Annotated in this window: 13 protein-coding genes; 8 read left to right on the forward strand and 5 right to left on the reverse strand. The window is 52.1% G+C overall.

Translation table 11 applies throughout. The features are described 5' to 3' along the window. Positions 1-10: 10 nt before the first annotated feature. On the reverse strand, positions 11-1,159 hold the full coding sequence (locus tag FRZ59_RS09630; protein WP_207910298.1) for a sialidase family protein: 1,149 nt from the start codon (positions 1,157-1,159) through the stop codon (positions 11-13). A gap of 282 nt (positions 1,160-1,441) precedes the next feature. On the opposite strand from FRZ59_RS09630, the gene FRZ59_RS09635 reads away from it, so the two are divergent. The 4 genes from FRZ59_RS09635 to FRZ59_RS09650 all read left to right on the forward strand — a co-directional run bounded on the left by FRZ59_RS09635 (position 1,442) and on the right by FRZ59_RS09650 (position 5,794). Then, positions 1,442-1,891: an SRPBCC family protein gene (locus FRZ59_RS09635; protein ID WP_132129503.1), complete on the forward strand. Its 450-nt coding sequence runs from the start codon at positions 1,442-1,444 to the stop codon at positions 1,889-1,891. A 116-nt stretch (positions 1,892-2,007) separates the two neighbouring features. Then, entirely contained in the window at positions 2,008-3,042 is a 1,035-nt protein-coding gene (locus FRZ59_RS09640) for an AI-2E family transporter (RefSeq protein ID WP_132129504.1), read from the forward strand. After that, positions 3,035-3,634: a DedA family protein gene (locus tag FRZ59_RS09645; RefSeq protein WP_132129505.1), complete on the forward strand. Its 600-nt coding sequence runs from the start codon at positions 3,035-3,037 to the stop codon at positions 3,632-3,634. The genes FRZ59_RS09640 and FRZ59_RS09645 overlap by 8 nt, the downstream gene beginning before the upstream one ends. A 21-nt stretch (positions 3,635-3,655) precedes the next feature. After that, positions 3,656-5,794, forward strand: a complete 2,139-nt coding sequence (locus FRZ59_RS09650; protein ID WP_207910299.1) for a hypothetical protein — start codon at positions 3,656-3,658, stop codon at positions 5,792-5,794. A gap of 35 nt (positions 5,795-5,829) precedes the next feature. Here FRZ59_RS09650 and FRZ59_RS09655 read toward each other — a convergent pair whose 3' ends face one another. The 4 genes from FRZ59_RS09655 to FRZ59_RS09670 form a co-directional block, all read right to left on the reverse strand. Then, the gene (locus tag FRZ59_RS09655) at positions 5,830-7,725 is read right to left on the reverse strand and encodes a heavy metal translocating P-type ATPase (RefSeq protein WP_132129506.1); all 1,896 of its coding nucleotides are present in this window, start codon (positions 7,723-7,725) and stop codon (positions 5,830-5,832) included. 79 nt (positions 7,726-7,804) lie between these two features. Next, positions 7,805-9,007, reverse strand: coding sequence for an efflux RND transporter periplasmic adaptor subunit (locus tag FRZ59_RS09660; protein WP_132129507.1), 1,203 nt, complete (start codon positions 9,005-9,007; stop codon positions 7,805-7,807). 10 nt (positions 9,008-9,017) lie between these two features. Continuing rightward, positions 9,018-13,580: a CusA/CzcA family heavy metal efflux RND transporter gene (locus FRZ59_RS09665; RefSeq protein WP_132129508.1), complete on the reverse strand. Its 4,563-nt coding sequence runs from the start codon at positions 13,578-13,580 to the stop codon at positions 9,018-9,020. A gap of 99 nt (positions 13,581-13,679) precedes the next feature. After that, positions 13,680-14,063: a hypothetical protein gene (locus FRZ59_RS09670; protein WP_132129509.1), complete on the reverse strand. Its 384-nt coding sequence runs from the start codon at positions 14,061-14,063 to the stop codon at positions 13,680-13,682. Positions 14,064-14,138: 75 nt separating this feature from the next. On the opposite strand from FRZ59_RS09670, the gene FRZ59_RS09675 reads away from it, so the two are divergent. From FRZ59_RS09675 to FRZ59_RS09690, 4 genes are all read left to right on the forward strand, one after another. Continuing rightward, complete coding sequence (locus tag FRZ59_RS09675) at positions 14,139-15,323, forward strand: DUF5005 domain-containing protein (RefSeq protein ID WP_132129510.1); 1,185 nt, start codon at positions 14,139-14,141, stop codon at positions 15,321-15,323. A gap of 10 nt (positions 15,324-15,333) precedes the next feature. Then, entirely contained in the window at positions 15,334-16,605 is a 1,272-nt protein-coding gene (locus tag FRZ59_RS09680) for a Tm-1-like ATP-binding domain-containing protein (protein WP_132129511.1), read from the forward strand. 27 nt (positions 16,606-16,632) lie between these two features. Further along, positions 16,633-17,490, forward strand: a complete 858-nt coding sequence (locus tag FRZ59_RS09685) for a phosphoenolpyruvate hydrolase family protein (protein ID WP_132129512.1) — start codon at positions 16,633-16,635, stop codon at positions 17,488-17,490. A 62-nt stretch (positions 17,491-17,552) separates the two neighbouring features. Continuing rightward, entirely contained in the window at positions 17,553-18,707 is a 1,155-nt protein-coding gene (locus FRZ59_RS09690; RefSeq protein ID WP_207910300.1) for an aldose epimerase family protein, read from the forward strand. The last annotated feature ends 6 nt before the right edge of the window (positions 18,708-18,713 follow it).

Genomic DNA, 18,713 nt, shown 5'->3' on the forward strand with positions numbered 1-18,713 from the left:
TTTTGTGCGCTTAACGGGCCTTTTTTAACAGCTTCCGAAGGTCAATTTTCTGGAATACAAGATCCGCCTTGCTTCCTTCGTAAAGAATGCCGATCGTATGTTCATTGACGGATGTCAGGCAGGAGTAGCCCCGCCCTTCGCCTTCATCAAGCAACAGCCAGGAGACTTCCGGCCAGGTCATGCCCTGGTCTTTGCTGATCTTGACGGTCATATGATGCCTGTCTTCCGTGGAATTTGGGTTGGAAAAGATCAGCAGGTGTTTTCCCTTGTATTTATGGGTAATGATGCTGGCCATGCAAACCGGTTCAATAAGTGCTTTCCGTGAAGTTGGATGCGCTGTCCAGGTTTCGCCCAAATCGTCGGTAATGTAGACCGAACGGGCGCCGCCCCGGTTATCCCGCATATTCAGCATCAGGGAGCCGTCCCGGAGTTGGACCACCTGCGCCTCTGTGGTATTGGACTTGGCGCCTGTGCCCGTGTGCCAGGTCTTTCCGCGGTCCTTACTGTAAATAATGGTAGACCAGGGCATGCCGTCCTTGTCTTTGAATTGGGCGGGAAATACGAGCGTACCGTCTTCCAGCGTAATGCCCTTTCCCGGTCCCTGCAGAAATAATGTCCATTCAGGCTTTTTGACCTGCCCGGTAATATTTACCGGCTCCGACCAGGTGAGGCCGTCGTCCTCGCTTTTTACCAGCAGGAACTGCCCGGTTTCTTCCGGCGACATGCCGGGTCCGGAAGAAGTCCATGCTCTTTTGCCCGGATAGCCGTGCGTCCACAGGCCGGCCACCCAAATGGTACCGGTCTGCTCATCTACCAGGATCGCGGGATCTCCCACACCGTTGGCTGCCTGGGGCAGGCCGCCCCATTCTCCCATATCCATGATCACCTTCATTGGTTCCCAGGTTTCGCCGCCGTCGGTACTCCGGCTCATCCCAACGTCAATATGTGCCTGCAGGTCTGCTGCATTGTCATAGCGGATATCATAGACAGCTATCAGGGTGCCTTTGCTGGTAGTGGCCAGTCCCGGTATCCGGTAGGTATCCACGCCGTCTTCTCCCTGGCTGCGCAGCGCAACACCTTCAGAAACCGTTTGGGCCGTCATCGTTAAACAGGCGAAAAGGAGAAGCACGGTAAGGGTCAAAGGGAGCTTTATATTCATTTTCATCGTTTATTATCACATCGGTCCTTCTTAAAACCCGGAGTAACCGGATTTTGTTCCAGGGCGCGATTTATATTTTGCCGGCGGGTTTTGCCCGGGCATCGCTTCCGGCGGTCGCAAATTACCCCCTGATTGTCGTATTCCGCCTCGTTCAATACTGAATTTTACCCCCACCTTTGTGAAAGAAAGATTGTTAAAAACAACTCCCATGTGGAGCAGCGACCACGTAAACGGGCGGAACCGAAAAGCCATACGAGTAGGATACGATCAAAAACTAATGTTATGTCTGACAACAAAGTTTCATTGCACCGGGTACTGAAAGCATCGCCTGAAAAAGTATACCGTGCTTTTACCGAAGCCCTGGCGATAAGCTCATGGCTACCACCTTATGGTTTTCTTTGCACGGTACACGAGATGAACGTAAAGGTAGGCGGTACCTATAAAATGTCGTTCCAAAACTTTACAACCGGGAATGGCCACTCGTTCGGCGGGGAGTATGTAGCGATCAAGCCCAATGAATACCTGCAGTACACGGATCAGTTTGACGATCCTGGCATGCCGGATGTGATGACTACTTCTGTCTGGCTTCAAAAGACAATGGTAGGTACAGAGCTGAAAGTGCTGCAGGAAGGGATACCTTCGGCGATACCCGTTGAAATGTGTTACCTGGGCTGGCAGGAATCCCTGGAAAAGCTGGCTAAGCTGGTAGAACCCGAAATACCGGATGCTTAAAAAGGACCAGATTTTTCAGCAATACAAATAGATACCGGTAGCGTGTTGCTGCCGGTATTTGTTTAATCGGATACCCGCTTCGGTGTTTTGGCTGGAAAGTTGATTTATCACCAGGCATGACTTCAAAAATGCCATCCGGGGAAAAGCAGTATTCTTTTGTTCAAAAAATATGGATCGCAGGCGGTATACTTGCCTTGATCACCATACTGCTGCTATTGATAAAAGCGACATTTAGCGTTCTTTTACTGGTGCTTGCCGCTGTAATGGTGGCCACGTTCTTCCGCGGCGTGTCAGGCTTTCTGCACCGCAAAACAGGATGGAACAATAAACTGTGCCTCACACTTTCAGTGGCAAGCACTTTTGTGCTGCTTGGGCTTTTCTTCTGGTTAATGGGGGCTAAAGTACAGGAACAGATGGTAAAGCTCTCCGAAATCCTGCCTTCTACCATACAAAATGCCAGGTCCCGGATAAACCAGTCGCCTATGGGGCAAAAGATTTTACAGCAGGCCTCTTCACCGGAGACGATGGACAAAGCCAAAGGCTTGTTAAGCACCATCTTCAGTTCCACTTTCGGCATACTGGGCGATATGTACGTGATTCTTTTCATAGGCATTTTCTTTACTGTGTCCCCTTTTCAATATAAAAGCGGCATTGTGAAGCTGGTGCCGGAGGCCGGTAAAGACAAGGCAAACGATGTGCTGAATAAAGTAGGAGCGAACCTCAAAAAGTGGCTGAAAGGCAAACTTTTCGCAATGCTGGTAGTGGCGGTGCTTACTGGTATCGGGCTGGCTGTAATCGGCGTGCCTATGTGGCTGGTGCTGGCATTGATAGCGGGACTGCTCAACTTTATTCCTAACTTTGGCCCGCTGATAGCGATGGTGCCGGCGGTACTCATAGCGCTTATGCAAGGCCCGGCAACGGCGGGCATGGTAGCAGGGCTTTACATACTGGTGCAGGTACTGGAAAGCAATTTTATCACCCCGGTGGTGCAGAAAAAGCTGGTGCAGGTGCCGCCGGCGCTCATCATTATCGCACAGGTGCTAATAGCGCCCTTAACAGGTGTGTGGGGTATTATCCTGGCTACCCCCTTGCTTGTAATCGTTATGGTACTTGTAAAACAATTATATATTAACCGCAAATACGTTGGCTGACTGGATCATAAACACCATTGAAGCAATAGGCTACCTGGGTATTTTTCTTTTAATGGCCCTTGAAAATATTTTTCCTCCCTTACCTTCGGAATTTATCATGCCGCTGGCCGGTTATATGGCAACCGAAAAGAAGTTCACGCTCTTCGGTGTGATCCTTAGCGGTACCCTGGGAAGCCTGGCCGGAAACCTGCCTCTTTATTACCTTGGAAGCCGGTTGGGGAAAGACAGATTGAAGCGGTTCATCAGCAAAAATGGCAGATGGCTCGCGCTCTCTCCTCCGGATATTGACAGGGCAAACGACTGGTTCTCCAGGCAAGGGCACAGGGCAGTTATGCTTTGCCGTCTCGTGCCGGGCATTCGTTCCCTGATCTCTATTCCCGCGGGTTTCAATAACATGAACCTTTTCCGGTTCCTTTTATTCAGTTTCGCAGGGACCGTTGTCTGGATCAGCTTCCTGGCTTGTGTTGGCTTTTTCCTCGGAAAGAATTTCAGCGAACTTGACCGTTACCTGGACGCGATCCTTTACGTGATTATCGGCCTGGCCATATTTCTGTACCTGCGCCGGATTATCCTTATTGAACGCCGGCGCTAAATACCCTTAACCCAAACCCATATGATTGCAAAACTTCTTACGCAATGTGCTTTCTTGTTGTTGTTTACCTCATGCGCGCTGGCAAAAGACCCGGTGATTGCCTTCTGCGGCAGCAGTAAAAACGATTTATATATTCTTTTAAAGCAGGAAGGATATAAGATTAAGCATTATGAATCACTACAATCCGCCATTCAATCGTCTTCACCCGGTACCCCTGTTTTCGTTGTGTCGGACTCTTATCCGGAGACGGACAGTAAACAAAGGATCAGCGAAGCGATGCTTAAAGCGATTAACCGCAAAGAGTTGAATGTATATATTGAATACCCGGCTTTTTTTCCCGGCTTAGCGATGGAGCAGGAGCCGTTGGAAACGCGGCTGGAACGCGGGGTAGTGACCAGTAACGCTTTTGGAGAAAGCTTGCCGCCAATGAGTTTATTAGGTATTCATAATTGTCATATTCTGCCGGTGCGGGAAGAAAATCCTCTGATCGTACTGGCGAAAGTGGTAGGCTTTGATAAAGCGGAGTATGGCCTGGATAGCACCAAAACCTATCCCTTGTTATTTAAGCGGGGGAGAGTATTTCTATCCATGACCAAGCTCAGCAATTTTGCCACTGCAAGATATGGACCCATTGCGTCGATCAAGCGAGTATGGACCTGGCTTTTAGCTGAAATGACCCGGCAGCCGGGGTTAAAGATTGACAACTGGTTAACTTATGTCAGGCCCATGTACCAGAAAGATGAACCCTTGCCTGCAAACGCAAGGCTGCAAAGTGTCAGGAGGGGAGTAGAATGGTTTGATAATGCCAATTTGTTCGTACATCCTGAATGGAAGGACCTCTGGTTAAAGTATCAGGGTGACGGGCTAATGCCTGTAGGTCCTCCCTTGCCTTCGGAGCTGCCAAACGGGGATGGCACACTTGGGATAATAGAAGGACATACCTCCTCCATTAATTACGACGGCAGTCAGTTATATCGTTACTGGATGAGGGCAGACGTGCAGGGAGAAGTAAGCATGGCATTGGCAGCAGCGGGGAATGCGTTTAACGATAAAGGATATCGTGAAAAGGCGGCCAACCTGATCAACTATCTTTTTGAGACATCCAATATGCGGGCCGGCGCCAAGGATGACAGATCCAGTCCTGCTTACGGGTTGATAGGGTGGTCCGTCACCCAACCGGGATCGTTTTACGGGGATGACAATGCCCGGGCAATTTTAGGAATTATTGGTGCATCAGCCTACCTGGAGTCAACAGAATGGGATACGGAGATAGTGGAAGCGATCATGGCCAACTTCCGTACCACCGGAAAGCAAGGTTTTAGGAGTTCGCGCCTGGAAGAAGGCGACATTGTGGCAAACGGTTTGAAATTTTATGAGGAGCGCGATCTTTTTTATCCTTCGCCACATTTTGAGTCCTGGATGTGGGCCTGTTATTTATGGTTGTATAACAAAACCGGGTATGAACCGCTTCTTGAGAAAACAAAAACAGCTATCAAACTGACTATGGAGGCTTATCCGAAGAAGTGGTTGTGGGGAAGCAGCCTTCAGACCCAGCGGGCGCGTATGGTGCTGCCGCTGGCCTGGCTGGTACGGATTGAAGATACGGAAGAACACCGCCGTTGGCTGGATATAGTAGCTGCCGATCTTTTAAAAGCCCAGGTGGAAAGCGGCGGTATCCGCGAGGAGATCGGCGATGGTCCGGGACTTTTCAGGGAATTAAAGTCAAATAGCGATTATGGGGTGGATGAAAGCTCGCTGATCTTTGAGAATGGAGATCCCGTGGCGGAAATGCTTTACACCTGCAACTTTGCGATATTTAGCCTTAATGAAGCCGCTCATGCCACCGGTAACCCCAGTTACAGGAAAGCGGCCGAAAAGCTGTCCGACTTTCTGGTCCGTATCCAGGTGGAGAGCGAAAAGCACAAAGATATTGATGGTGCCTGGTTCAGGGCCTTTGAATACGACCGTTGGGATTACTGGGCGTCCAATGCTGATAAAGGGTGGGGAGCCTGGTGTACACTTAGCGGCTGGTCGCAAAGCTGGATCGTGACCAGTCTGCTTCAGATTGAACAGGACGAGAGTTACTGGGACCTGACAGCAGGCACCCGGCCGGACGGCTCCCTTAAAAAAACGGTTGATTTTATGAGCAAAAAAAGGTAATTGCCCTCCGGAGTGCCGAAGTAAACGCTCCGGGATTAGCGGTCAAAATCTTTATGCTGGATGCGGACCGCGTTGGCAATTGCCAACAGGGCAACTCCTACATCGGCAAATACTGCTCCCCACATGCTGGCCAGGCCGGCTGCGCCCAATAGGAGTACAAGCGCTTTCACGCCAAATGCAAGGCTAATATTTTGCCATACAATACGCTTGGTGGCTTTCCCGATCCGGATGGCAGTCGCAATGCGGGAAGGCTGGTCCGTCTGGATAACGACGTCGGCAGTTTCTATGGCGGCGTCACTTCCAAGGCCCCCCATTGCAATGCCTACATCGCTGAGCGCAAGGGCGGGGGCATCATTAATGCCATCGCCGGCAAAGGCGATCACGCGCGAAGGGTCTTTTTTGAGCGCTTCTATTTGCCGGACCTTTTCGTCCGGAAGCAGGTCCCCGTAATACCGGTCAATGCCCAGCCGGGCAGCCACGTCCGCTGCTACGGAGGCGCGATCACCGGACAGCATGATCGTTTCTTTTATCCCTGCGGAACGAAGCGCACGAATAGCAGCCGGGGCGTCTTCCTTTATCTTGTCGTCCACCAGCAGGTATCCCGCATATTGCCTGTTAATGGCAACTACCACCACCGAACCTTTTATATCCTCCAGGGCAGGATCTGCAGCAATGCCGTGGTTTCTCAGCAAAGCAGTATTCCCGGCAAGTATTTCTGATCCGTTCGCAAGGCCTTTTAAACCCTGGCCGGGTATTTCTTCCACGGATTCTACCCTTATGGTTGAAAAGTCCGCTCCGTTTTCCTTTCCGTAGCGGGTAACCGCCAGCGCAACGGGATGATTAGAATGGCTTTCCAGTGCTGTTACCAGCTGAAGGAATCCGGGAGCCTGCTGATCTGCGCCTGCTGCCGCTGCTGCCGGTTCGCCGGTTTTAACTACCATTTCGCGAACCCCGAAAACACCTTCGGTAAGGGTTCCCGTTTTGTCCAGTATAACAGTGTTCACGTTGGTAATCCGGTCCAGGTAGGCCGATCCTTTGAACAGGATGCCCCTGCGGGAGGCTGCCCCGATCCCCCCGAAATAGCCAAGGGGAATGGAAACTACGAGGGCGCAGGGACAGGAAATGACCAGAAAGATCAGCCCCCGGTACAGCCAGTCCTCAAACTCATAGTCCGGTACGAAAAACCAGGGAAGGAAGACCAGGGCAATGGCCATACATGTAACAATTGGCGTATAAACCCTGGCAAAGCGCCGGATGAATTGCTCTGTCTTTGCTTTGCGGGCAATGGCATTCTTTACCATTTCGAGGATCCGTGAAATGGAACTATCCTCGAATTTCCGGTTGGCCTGCATTTCTATGACCTGGTTCATATTGATCATCCCGGCCAGCACCTGCCCGCCTTCGCGAATGGTCCTGGGTTTGCTTTCTCCTGTTAAGGCAACGGTATTAAAAGAGGAGACCGGGGACAGCAATGAACCGTCCAGGGGTACCCGTTCTCCGACTTTGACCTGCAGGGTTTCTCCAATAGCTACTTCTTCCGGGTTCACCGTCGAATATGCGCCTTCCCGGAAGACCGTGGCGCTGGCTGACCGTACATCGAGCAGGGCGGAAATGCTGCGTTTCGCTTTGCCTACAGCTGCGTCCTGGAATAATTCCCCGACAGTATAGAAGAGCATGACGGCCACTCCTTCGGGATATTCGCCAATGGCGAATGCGCCTAATGTAGCAATGCTCATCAGGAAGAACTCGGTGAACAGATCTCCTTTCAGGAGGGTTTTCACCGCTTTCCGGATGACCGGGAGGCCAACCGGTAAATAGGCCAGCAGGTACCAGGCCAGACGCAGAAAGCCGGTGAAGAAAGCCGGCTGCCAGAGATGGTCAGCGATCATGCCGGCAGCCAGGAGCAGGAAACTTATAATTGGTCTTAGCATCTTCTTTCTTTACCTGAAGTCAATATTAGCGATTTTTTTTGAACCATCTTGTTCCGGAAAAGGGCCGGTAAGGGCGGGATCAGTGATGATGCCCTGCTTCGCCCTTTTTCATTTCAGCGAGTAAATAATAGGCGCCGCTGGTGACCACAATGGCGTCTTCGGGAAGTTGCTCTGCCGGTTTGATCGCGATGAGGCCGCCTTCCTGCACGCCGGTGCCGACTTCAACCATCCGGAACCGGCGAATACGTTCGCCTTTACCTTCTGTCTTCTTGCCTTGTTCTGCAAGGAAAATAAAGGTTTTATCGCCTTCCCGGGCAATCCCGTCTTCCGGCAAGGCGAGGGTTTCTGTTTCTTCTGTGATGATCCTTCCCTGAACGTACATGCCCGGGATAAGATCTTCCGTGCTGCCGGTGATCTCTGCATGGACATGCACCGCCCTTGGGTCCTCTTCCAGCACCTTTCCGATGGAAAAAATGCGGGCTTCAAACGTTTCTCCCAGCATATTTCCTACGGTAAAGAAGATTTTCTGGCCTTGTCGCAGCTTTTCCATGTCCTTCTGGAAAACCATGAGGTCGGCATGTATATGGCTATTGTCGACTATTTCGAATAATTCCTGCTGCGGCGGTACGTATTGGCCGGTAAGGACTTTTACCTTTTTGACAAAGCCGCCTATTGGCGTTGTTACGGGGATAGAAACGGAGATTTTTCCGGAGGCCACCGCTTCGGGATCCAGGTGCAGCATGTGTAGCTTAGCCTTTAGGGCCGCAACCCTTGACTGCATTGTTTTATGATCTGCATCCGCTTGCTGAAATTGCCTGCCGGAACTGACGCCTTCTTTATACAACTGCTGTTTGCGGGTATATTCTTCTTCCAGGAAGGACAGTTCATTCAATGCTTCCTGGTAATCCTGCTGGATGGCAATCAGGTCGGGATGCGAGAGGGTAGCCAGCGTCTGGCCCTTTTTTACCTTATCTCCCTCTATTACCAGGATCCGGTTAACGTTTCCTCCCAGGTAGGCGCTTACCCGGGCTTCATTCTGGGGTGGTACTTCCAGTTGACCGTTCGCTTTAATACCGGCCCCAAGCGGATAGGCGCGGAGTGTATCGGTTTGAATATGAACGGCATCTGCCTGCTGCCCGGTCAGCTCCACCCATCCTTCTTCATGGGATGCGGTTTCTTCCTGCTCCGTATGACCCTCATGGCCTTCTTCATGCGGCGCTGCACCCTGGCAGGCGGCCAGCAGAAAGGGCAGGAACAATAGATATTTATTTATAGTGTTCATTTTGATCGTTTTAGAATTGTCCGGAAATAAACTGGAGTTCGTTCTTTGCCTGGAAGTAATTGTTGAGGCTTTCGAGAAAGGCTGTGCGTGTCCGGACGGCTTCGTCCGTTAATTGAATGTAGGCCGTATAGTCTATTTCCCCGTAACGGTAGCTTTTGGCTGCCGCAGTTACCTGCTCTGTGGCCAGGGGGAGCCCTTCCTCCAGGTAAAAATCAATGGAGGCCCGCGTCTTTTGCAGTTCTGCCTCCAGTTTCCTTAGCTGCCACTGCAATCTGGACGCTTCCAGGAGGAGGCGGTTTTCGGCAATCTTCTTTTCCGTCTTTGCGGCCTTTATGTTGCCTTTTTGAGGGATGAACCAAAGTGGGATTTGTATGCCCACCTGCCAGGAATAAAATCCTTTTTGTCCACCGGCCTGCTGCCAGGCATATTCTCCGCTGAAGGAGGGAAGCAGCTCCGCACGTGCCATTCTTATGCGTGCCTGCTGCACGCGAATGTCCTGCCGGAATGGTTCCAGGAGCGGGTTGCTTTTTAGAACCAGGGAGTCAGCCGCGTTTCCTGAATCAGCGGCGTTTCCTGAATTCGCCCCCTTTCCCGAATTTGCCCCCTTTCCCGGGTTTGTCCCTTTTCCCGGGTTCGCCCCCTTCCCCGGCGGGCCCGGCTTGTTTGCCCCGCTATCCTGCAGAATGTTTTGTCCGGCCGGAATCGACATTTCCTCCAGGTAATGCACGCCGAACCGTTTTTCAATGCCCGTCCATCGCACGAGGGCGGCAAGGGCAATTTCATAGTCCTCGGTTGCCTGCCGGAGCGCCAGCTTTACCTTTTGATATTTTCCCCTTGCGGCCAGGTATTCCAGCCGGGGTGATTCGCCTGTTTCAAACCGAAGGAGGGCGGCTTCTTCAAAGCGGCGGTAAATACTGTCCAGTTCGCGGGTTACTCTTAAACGGCTCCGTGCAAAAGCGGCATGATAATAAGCCGAAGAGGTATTTTTTGTGACTTCCAGCCCGCTAAGATCCCGGTTGATCTTGCTGAGCCGGATAAGTTCGCTTCTCCATTTGCTGCGGCTGAAGCTGCCGAAAATATCCACGTTTTGCTGCCCAATCCCTACCAGCGTCTGCACTCCCGGCCCACTACCGCCTGCTTCTTCCATACCGGTAAATACACGAGTGTCTCCAAGTTGCCAGGCGGTTTCCTTTAATTCATTTTGCTTCACTACAGACAGTTCGGCGAGCTTCATCGAAGGATGATAGGCGCGGGCCTTTTCCCGGGCTTCCTGCAGGCTTATCAGGGAATCCGTTTGCGGAAGCGGGTCCTCTGTAAACTCAGGAGTCCCGTTGGGGATTTCAGGAGCGTTGGAAGCCGCAGCATTGCCGGGCCGGGACAGGCCGGTCAGTATCCCGGTAAGGCAGAATGCGATCAGGAAAGATTTCATTGTTTTTAGTTTTGAACGATTAAGGGAACGCTGTTCCGTCCACTGGTAGAGCAGGGGTAAAACCAGCAGCGTGAGAAGGGTAGAGGTTAATAGCCCTCCGATGACCACGGTGGCAAGCGGCCGCTGTACTTCGGCGCCCGCCGAGGTGGAAATGGCCATGGGAAGAAAGCCGGTAATGGCAGCCAGGGCGGTGAGCAGTACCGGGCGAAGGCGTTCACCTGCGCCCTGCCGGATGCGTTCCCCGAGCGGGACGCCCTCGGTTTTGAGGGAATTAAAGCGGCTTACCAGCACCAGCCCGTTGAGAACGGCCACCCCGAAAAGTACCACGAATCCGACGCCGGCTGAGATGCTGAAGGGCATTCCCCGCAGCCACAGGGCCATAACTCCTCCGATGGCTGCCAGCGGGATGGCCATATAGATCATCAGCGTTTGACTCAGTGAATGCAGGGCGAAATAAAGCAGCAGGAAGATCAGCGCCAGGGCCAGCGGAACAACCAGTGAAAGCCGCTTTCCCGCCCGTTCAAGGTTTTCGAACGCTCCCCCGTACTCGATATAATAGCCTGGGGGAAGTTCCAGTTCCGCCTGCAGTTTTTCCCGGATCTCTTCCACAAGGCTTTCAATGTCCCGGTCGCGCACATTAATACCCACATAGGTCCTTCGCCGGGTATCATCGCGTGAGATCTGTATGGGAGCAGGCTGGTATTCAATAGTGGCAAGGGCCGAGATAGGCACCTGGCTTCCGTCCGGGAGGCTGACGTAGAGATTTTGCAGGTCCCGGATATTCGCCCGGTACTGTTCGTCCAGGCGGATAACCAGGTCAAACCGCTTTTCCCCTTCAAAGATCACACCCGCGGCGGCGCCGGCGAAGGCGGCATTGACCATTTTGTTCAGGGCTTCAACATTCATTCCGTATTCTGCCAGCTTTGCCCGGTCGTAGGCGACAACCAGCTGGGGAAGGCCGCTGGTGGCTTCCACGCGCATATCGGCAACGCCGTCGATGCCGGAGATGAGCGAGCCCATTTCCGCGGCTTTGGCAGCCAGCACCTCCAGATCTTCTCCGTAAAGCTTCACGGCAATGTCCTCCCGGACACCGCTTATCAGTTCGTTAAAGCGCATTTCTATGGGCTGGGTGAATTCATAGTTCACACCGGGAATAAGCGCAAGCGTTTCTTTTATTTTTTCGATCAGCTCTTCTTTGGAACCTGCCGAAACCCAGTCCTTTTCCGGTTTAAGAATGACGAACACATCCGCCATATCCATGGGCATAGGGTCGGTAGGTACGTCGGATACCCCTATCCGGCTTAAGACATGTTCGGCTTCCGGGAAGTTTTCAAGGATCAGCTTTTCGATCCTGGTAGTTGCTTCCACGGTCTCTGTAAGGGAACTGCCTGGTTTCAGGATGGCGTGAAAAGCGATGTCCCCTTCGTCCAGCTGCGGCATAAATTCTCCGCCCATCCGCGTAAAGATAGCTATGGTGGCGGCCAGTAAGACCAGGGAGATAATAATCGTGGCCTTGGCATGATCCAGCGCGCGCCGCAGCAAAGGAATGTATATTCCCCGCAGGAATTCCATCAGGCGTTCGCTGCTGCGCCGGACCCATGCGGAGAATTTCCCCCTTTCCCTCCTGGGATGGAGGAACAAGGCCGACATGCAGGGTATATAAGTAAGGCAAAGCAGGATAGCTCCCAATACAGCAAACCCGAAAGTATAAGCCATGGGCCGGAACATTTTTCCTTCCACACCTTCCAGCGCCAGGATAGGCATGAAGACGATCAGGATGATCAGCTGACCGAAAAAGGCCGTGTTCATCAGGCTGCCGGAGGATGTTAGTACAACTTTGTCCATTTGCTGCCTGCTCAGGCTTCGCCCGGAAGCTGTTTGCCCGGACAGCTGAAAAGCGACCCCTTCCACGATAATTACCGCGCCGTCTATAATAATGCCGAAGTCAATAGCTCCAAGGCTCATCAGGTTAGCCCATACGCCGAATATGCGCATTAAAATAAAAGCGAAAAGCAGGGATAGCGGAATGATGGATGCGATAATAAGCCCGCCGCGCAGGTTGCCAAGCAGCAATACAAGTACCAGGACAACGATCAGCGCGCCTTCCGCCAGGTTTTTCCCAATTGTAAAAGAGGTTCTTTCTATCAGGTCGCTTCTGTCCAGGAAGGCATGAATATCCAGCCCTTCAGGCAGCGATTCCCTGACTTGTTCCATGCGTTCCTTTACATTGGCGATCACTTTATTTGAGTTGGCGCCTTTAAGCATCATGATGGTGCCTCCCACGGCTTCCCCTTTCCCGTCTTTGGTGAAAGCGCCATAGCGGACTGCGGAGCCCAGCCGGACGCTGGCCAGGTCCCGGATAAGTACCGGCGCGTTTCCGCCGGTTTTGACGGGAATGTTTTCGATATCTCTGAGCGAACGGAGAATGCCCTCGCCCCGGATAAAGACCGCCTGGTGGTTTCGTTCAATATAGGCTCCTCCGGTATTCCGGTTGCCGGCTTCCAGCGCACGGTAAACGTCCAGGATGTCAATGTTCAGGCTGTTCAGGCGATCCGGGTCCAGCGCGACCTCGTATTGTTTTACCGAACCGCCGAAACTGTTTACTTCCACTACCCCGGGAAGCATGGCCATCTGGCGCTTTACGATCCAGTCCTGGATCGTGCGGAGTTCCCTGCCGGAATAAACCGTATCGTAACCGGGAAGCGGGTCAATGGTATATTGATATATTTCTCCCAGGCCGGTGCTGATAGGCCCCATAAAAGGCTTTCCAAAGCCTTCCGGTATTTTTTCTTCTACTTCATTCAACTGTTCGGATACCAGCTGGCGGGGCAGGTAGGTGCCCATATTTTCTTCAAATACAATGGTGACCACCGAAAGCCCGAAACGGGATATGGAACGAATTTCCATCACTCCGGGAAGATTGGCCATTGCCAGTTCCACGGGATAAGTAACAAACTGTTCGATATCTTCGGTGGACAGGCTGGGAGCGGTCGTGATCACCTGCACCTGGTTATTGGTGATATCCGGGATAGCGTCAAGCGGCACCCGGGTCATGGACCAGCCACCCGCGATAACCAGGGCAATGGTCATCAGGATAATGAACAGTTTGTTTTTTATTGAAAATGCAATAATACTGCCGATCATAAAATTTATTTATAGCCGGAGGCAGGGCGAATTGACAGCCGTCAGCCTGCGGTTTTATCCATAAAAAAATAGTAATTCAGAAAGAGGGGAAGGTGCGAATCAGGAAAATTGCGGAGGCTGCCAGATGCTGGCGGAGAAGCGTGAAGGAAGATGAGCCTGGTAAGGGCTGTATAACTGCCGGACAGGTACCGCCAGCCGGAATTCTACCATTACCGGCTGGATTAACACCGTGAGCGTATGTCCCGTCGGGCAACAATTGTGTTCTTTGAAAGGCAGGGAATGATCGTCTGCAGGTTCTTTGTTTTCTTCTGCGTAATGAAAAGTAATGAATTCGGCCAGGTTCATGCCGTCCGGATCCGCCTGGTGTTCCAGGTAATGTTCAACCAGGTCAGGTATCCTGGCAAGGTCGCAAAAACCCATATTGGGCATGAGCCCCGCAGAAAGGAGGTAAAGTGCAAGTATTATGGATATGAATGACCTCATTCCCTGCAAACTTACGGGAATTTAGCTGAATAGTTTAAATTTACCGTTTGGAATTTTTCATACCGGCAAAGCAAAATGAACCTACAAAAGAGAACTGCAGCTATCCTGACACTTGCCCTGGTTCTGTGGCAGAGCCTTGCAGGTGGGCAATCCCACCCATTAAAAGACACGGTAAATTTTCATTTTTCGGTTGAAACCGCGCCGGAATGGGATGCGCTCTTTAACCGTACTTCGGGCTGGTTTGGGGCTGACGGAATTTTTTCCATTCCCCTCAGCGGCACAGACCGGGGGGAAAAAAGGGACAGCGTCCTGTTCATATTCAGCGATACCATGATCGGGGAGATTGCAGGCGGAAAGCTCCAGCCGGGTTGGAGCATGGTGAATAACTCCGTGGCTTACCTGCCGGGCAGCAAACCTGATGAAAAGCGGATCCGTTTTTTCTGGAAACAAGACGAAAACGGAAAGCCGGCTACCTTTTTCGTTCCATCTACGCCTTCAGCTGAAAAGGGAGATTATTATTGGCTGGGAGACGGCTTTGTAAATCAGGAAATGGATAACGCGACCTATATTTTTGCTTACCGAATGCGGAATCTCAGCGACGAAGCCTGGTCCTTCTCCGAAATGGGCAATGTGCTTATCAAACTTCCTGCCGGCAGCAGGCCCCCTTTTAAGGACCAGCAGCAGATAGAAACGCCGCTGTCTTTCTCCGGGCCGGAGGGGAAAGGTTCCTTTGGGGCGGGGATATTCGTGAACACGGAAAGCGCCGGCGCTCCCCGGCCGGACGGCTATGTGTATGTCTACGGGATTAGGGGAAAAGCAAAAAACCTGGTGGTTGCCAGGGTATTGCCGGAGAATTTCGAGGATTTCTCCCGTTGGAAGTATTGGGACGGGAAAGGATGGAATGCGGATATGCAAAAATCGGCAATGGTGGCGCATCGTCTTTCCAACGAGCTTAGCGTATCTGCGCTTCCTGACGGCCGTTATGCCCTGGTATTCCAGCAAGACGGAATAGGACGGGTAGTTGGCCTTCGCCTGGGGCTTCGGCCGGAAGGCCCTTTTGGCCCGGTGATTAAATTATGGGAATGTACTGAATCACAGCAAAAGAATATAATTGTGTACAATGCCAAAGTCCATCCTGCATTGTCGAAGCCGGGAGAATTATTGATAAGCTACAATGTAAACGCCTTTGATTTTATGAACGAGATAAAAAAGCAGCCGAACCTTTACCGGCCCAGGTTTATCAGGGTGAAATTAAAATAGAAGCCGTTCAATGAGCAGGAGTAAACCAGCTGAAGCAGAAAAATCCATCGTAATCCTGGGTTGTTTCGATACCAAGGGAGAAGACTTCGCCTTTCTTCGCTCCTGTGTACTGGAGCATGGGGAGCAGGTAATTGCCATCAATACCGGTATCAGGGGGACTACCGCAGCATTCCCGGTGACAATTGAATCCGAAGAGGTGGCCCTTGCCGGAGGGCAGTCAATTTCCGCGCTGCGCGAAAAAGACGACCGGGGATGGGCGGTAGAGGTAATGGGAAAGGGGGCTGCGAGTGTACTTGCCGGCCTCCTGGCGGAAGGAAAGGTGAAGGGGATTGTCGGAATGGGCGGAGGAGGCGGCACATTTATTTCGCTCTGCGCCATGCAGGAAGCGCCATTGGGCATTCCCAAGCTATGCCTGAGTACGATAGCGGCGAAGGACCTGTCCAGGCAGATGGGGAGCAAGGATATTGTACTCATGCCATCCATAGTGGATGTGGCAGGCCTTAACAGCATTAGCAGGCAATTGATCAGGCAGGCCGCTGCAGCCATTTGCGCCATGGCCCGGCTGCCTTCAACGGACGTGCCGGGAGGTCAGAGAAGAATAGCGATCAGCATGTTTGGGAACACCACGGCCTGCGTGGATCATTGCCGGGAAATGCTGGAGGCGCGGGGCTATGAAGTATTTATCTTTCACGCTACCGGGGTGGGCGGGCGTACCATGGAATCCCTTATCCGGGAGGGCTGTTTTGACGGCGTCCTGGATATTACCACCACCGAGCTGGCCGATGAATTATGCGGAGGGATCTGCAGCGCCGGGCCTTCCCGCCTTACCGCTGCCGCCGAAATGGGGATTCCCCAGGTGGTGGCTCCCGGCTGCCTTGATATGGTAAATTTCGCGCAGCCGGATACCGTGCCTGCGCATTATCGCAACAGGGAGCTTTACAGCTGGGCGCCGGATGTGACCTTAATGCGCACTAATGAAGCGGAAAACAGGCAGTTGGGTAAAGAACTCGCCATAAAATTGAATAAAGCGGCGGCCGAGGTTTTGCTGCCGCTCAAGGGGATTTCCCAGATAGCCGCCCCGGGCGGTGTTTTTTACCGGCCGGCAGTCGACCAGGCTTTGTTCGAGGCAGTAAAGGCACATGCCGGTCCGGGCCTGCCGGTCAGGGAGGTGGACGCGCATATCAATGACCAGGCCTTTTCCCGCCACCTGGTGGATGCCTTACTGGGCCTGATGGAGCGCCGGGAAAGGATAGATGAAGGGAATCCGGAAAGTTTGAATTAATTTTGACATCTTAACAAGCATATTTTTATGGCAAATCCATGGACCGGCAAAGGAAATCCTTATACAAGACAGGAAGTCAGGGACCGGCTGCAGCAAACACTGAATGGCGGGAAGGCGATTATCGCAGCGGGAGCGGGAACAGGCATCAGCGCCAAATTTATTGAAAAGGGGGGCGCTGACCTTATCATCATTTATAATTCAGGACGCTTCCGGATGGCGGGGCATGGTTCAACCGCGGGCCTGATGGCCTATGGCGACGCCAATGCCGAAGCCATGGAAATAGGCGAGTTCGAAGTACTGCCGGTCGTGGAGGAAATCCCGGTGATCTGCGGTGTGCATGCCTCAGATCCCCGGCGAAGAATGTGGCATCATCTGCTGAAGGTAAAGGATATGGGCTTTTCGGGGGTGAACAATTTTCCCACGCATTGCATCGTGGACGGGCACTTCAGGAATGTACTGGAGGAAACCGGGATGGGTTTTGAGAAGGAAGTGGAAATGATCCGGCTGGCTTCGAAAATGGACTTGTTCTCTATCGTGTACGTGGCTACCGCCGACGAAGCCCGGAGGATGGCCGAAGCCGGAGCGGACGCTATTATTTCACATGTAGGCACTACCGTAGGCGGATCTGTGGGAGTTGTCGGCGCTACCTGTACGATGGATGATGCCATTGAACGCACGAACAAGATCATTGAAGCAGGCCGGAACGTAAACCCGGCGATCTTTTTCCTGGCGCACGGCGGCCCGGTCAACACCCCGGAAGATGTTCGTCTTATCCTGGACAAAACCGCCGCAAAAGGCTTTGTGGGCGCTTCTTCTCTTGAGCGGATGGGCGTGGAAGAATCGCTGACCGATCTTACGCGGAGATTTAAGTCACTCACTATTTAAATGCGATGTGTTAACGCGAATGTGAACATTCGAAATAATAATTTTCTTATTATCTTCAACGCATGAAAAGAGCAGTACTTATCGCAGCGGTTGCTTTTACGGCGGCCGCCTGCACCAATACAAAGCAAACGAAAGAAGCAACAACAACTATGGAGCATATTCAGCTGGATACAGCCGCGTTTTCGCAGGAAGTGGACGGGAAACAGGTGGGCCTGTATTTCCTGAAGAATAAGAACGGAATTGAAATGGCCGTCACCAATTACGGGGCAAAAGTGGTTGCCCTGGCCGTGCCGGATAAGAACGGATCTTTCGAGGATATTGTCCTTGGCTTTGATAACCTGGAGGATTACCTCAATACCTCTGAAAAATATTTCGGATCGGTCATCGGGCGTTACGGGAACCGCATAGCGGGCGGAAAATTCACCCTGAACGGAAAGGAATATACGCTGGTGACCAATAATGGCCCTAACCATCTGCACGGAGGCAATAAAGGCTTTGAGTCAGTAGTATGGGACGTTAAGCAACCTGACAGCCAGCACCTGGAATTCCATTATCTTTCCAAAGACGGGGAAGAAGGTTATCCCGGCAACCTGGACGTGATAATGACCTATGAGTTAAGCGATGACAATGAATTCAAGATCAGCTATAAAGCGGAAACGGATGACACAACCATCCTGAACCTCACTCATCATTCTTTCTTCAACCTGCACGGGGCCGGGAATGGAACCGTCAACGATCATGTACTGATGATCAATGCCGGGCAATATACCCCGGTTGACAGCACCCTGATCCCTACCGGCGAACTGGCTGCCGTAAGCGGTACGCCCATGGACTTTCAGCAGCCCACGGAAATCGGCTCCAGGATCGACGCGGATTTTGAGCAGTTGAAATTCGGGAACGGCTACGACCATAATTATGTATTGAGCCGGGGAGAGGGAACTGACAGCCTTATGCTTGCCGCAAGCATATTAGAACCGCAAAGCGGCCGTTACATGGAGGTTTACACGACAGAACCGGGTATACAATTTTACGGAGGTAATTTCCTTAACGGTTCGGTAAGTGGAAAAGGAGGAAAGGCATATGATTTCCGGGCAGCCTTTTGCCTGGAAACGCAGCATTTCCCCAATTCTCCCAACCAGGAAAACTTCCCAAGCGTTGTACTGAACCCCGGGGAAACCTATACGCATACCTGTATCTATAAATTTTCGACAAGGTAGCCGCGG

It is taken from the genome of Anseongella ginsenosidimutans, from assembly GCF_008033235.1.
GTDB classification, from domain to species: domain Bacteria; phylum Bacteroidota; class Bacteroidia; order Sphingobacteriales; family Sphingobacteriaceae; genus Anseongella; species Anseongella ginsenosidimutans.

Bases quoted from the DNA above. Each gene is read 5' to 3' on its own strand.
- FRZ59_RS09630 (WP_207910298.1), bottom strand. From the start codon at position 1,159: ATGAATATAAAGCTCCCTTTGACCCTTACCGTGCTTCTCCTTTTCGCC.
- FRZ59_RS09635 (WP_132129503.1), top strand. From the start codon at position 1,442: ATGTCTGACAACAAAGTTTCATTGCACCGGGTACTGAAAGCATCGCCT.
- FRZ59_RS09640 (WP_132129504.1), top strand. From the start codon at position 2,008: ATGACTTCAAAAATGCCATCCGGGGAAAAGCAGTATTCTTTTGTTCAA.
- FRZ59_RS09650 (WP_207910299.1), top strand. From the start codon at position 3,656: ATGATTGCAAAACTTCTTACGCAATGTGCTTTCTTGTTGTTGTTTACC.
- FRZ59_RS09655 (WP_132129506.1), bottom strand. From the start codon at position 7,725: ATGCTAAGACCAATTATAAGTTTCCTGCTCCTGGCTGCCGGCATGATC.
- FRZ59_RS09660 (WP_132129507.1), bottom strand. From the start codon at position 9,007: ATGAACACTATAAATAAATATCTATTGTTCCTGCCCTTTCTGCTGGCC.
- FRZ59_RS09665 (WP_132129508.1), bottom strand. From the start codon at position 13,580: ATGATCGGCAGTATTATTGCATTTTCAATAAAAAACAAACTGTTCATT.
- FRZ59_RS09670 (WP_132129509.1), bottom strand. From the start codon at position 14,063: ATGAGGTCATTCATATCCATAATACTTGCACTTTACCTCCTTTCTGCG.
- FRZ59_RS09675 (WP_132129510.1), top strand. From the start codon at position 14,139: ATGAACCTACAAAAGAGAACTGCAGCTATCCTGACACTTGCCCTGGTT.
- FRZ59_RS09680 (WP_132129511.1), top strand. From the start codon at position 15,334: ATGAGCAGGAGTAAACCAGCTGAAGCAGAAAAATCCATCGTAATCCTG.
- FRZ59_RS09685 (WP_132129512.1), top strand. From the start codon at position 16,633: ATGGCAAATCCATGGACCGGCAAAGGAAATCCTTATACAAGACAGGAA.
- FRZ59_RS09690 (WP_207910300.1), top strand. From the start codon at position 17,553: ATGAAAAGAGCAGTACTTATCGCAGCGGTTGCTTTTACGGCGGCCGCC.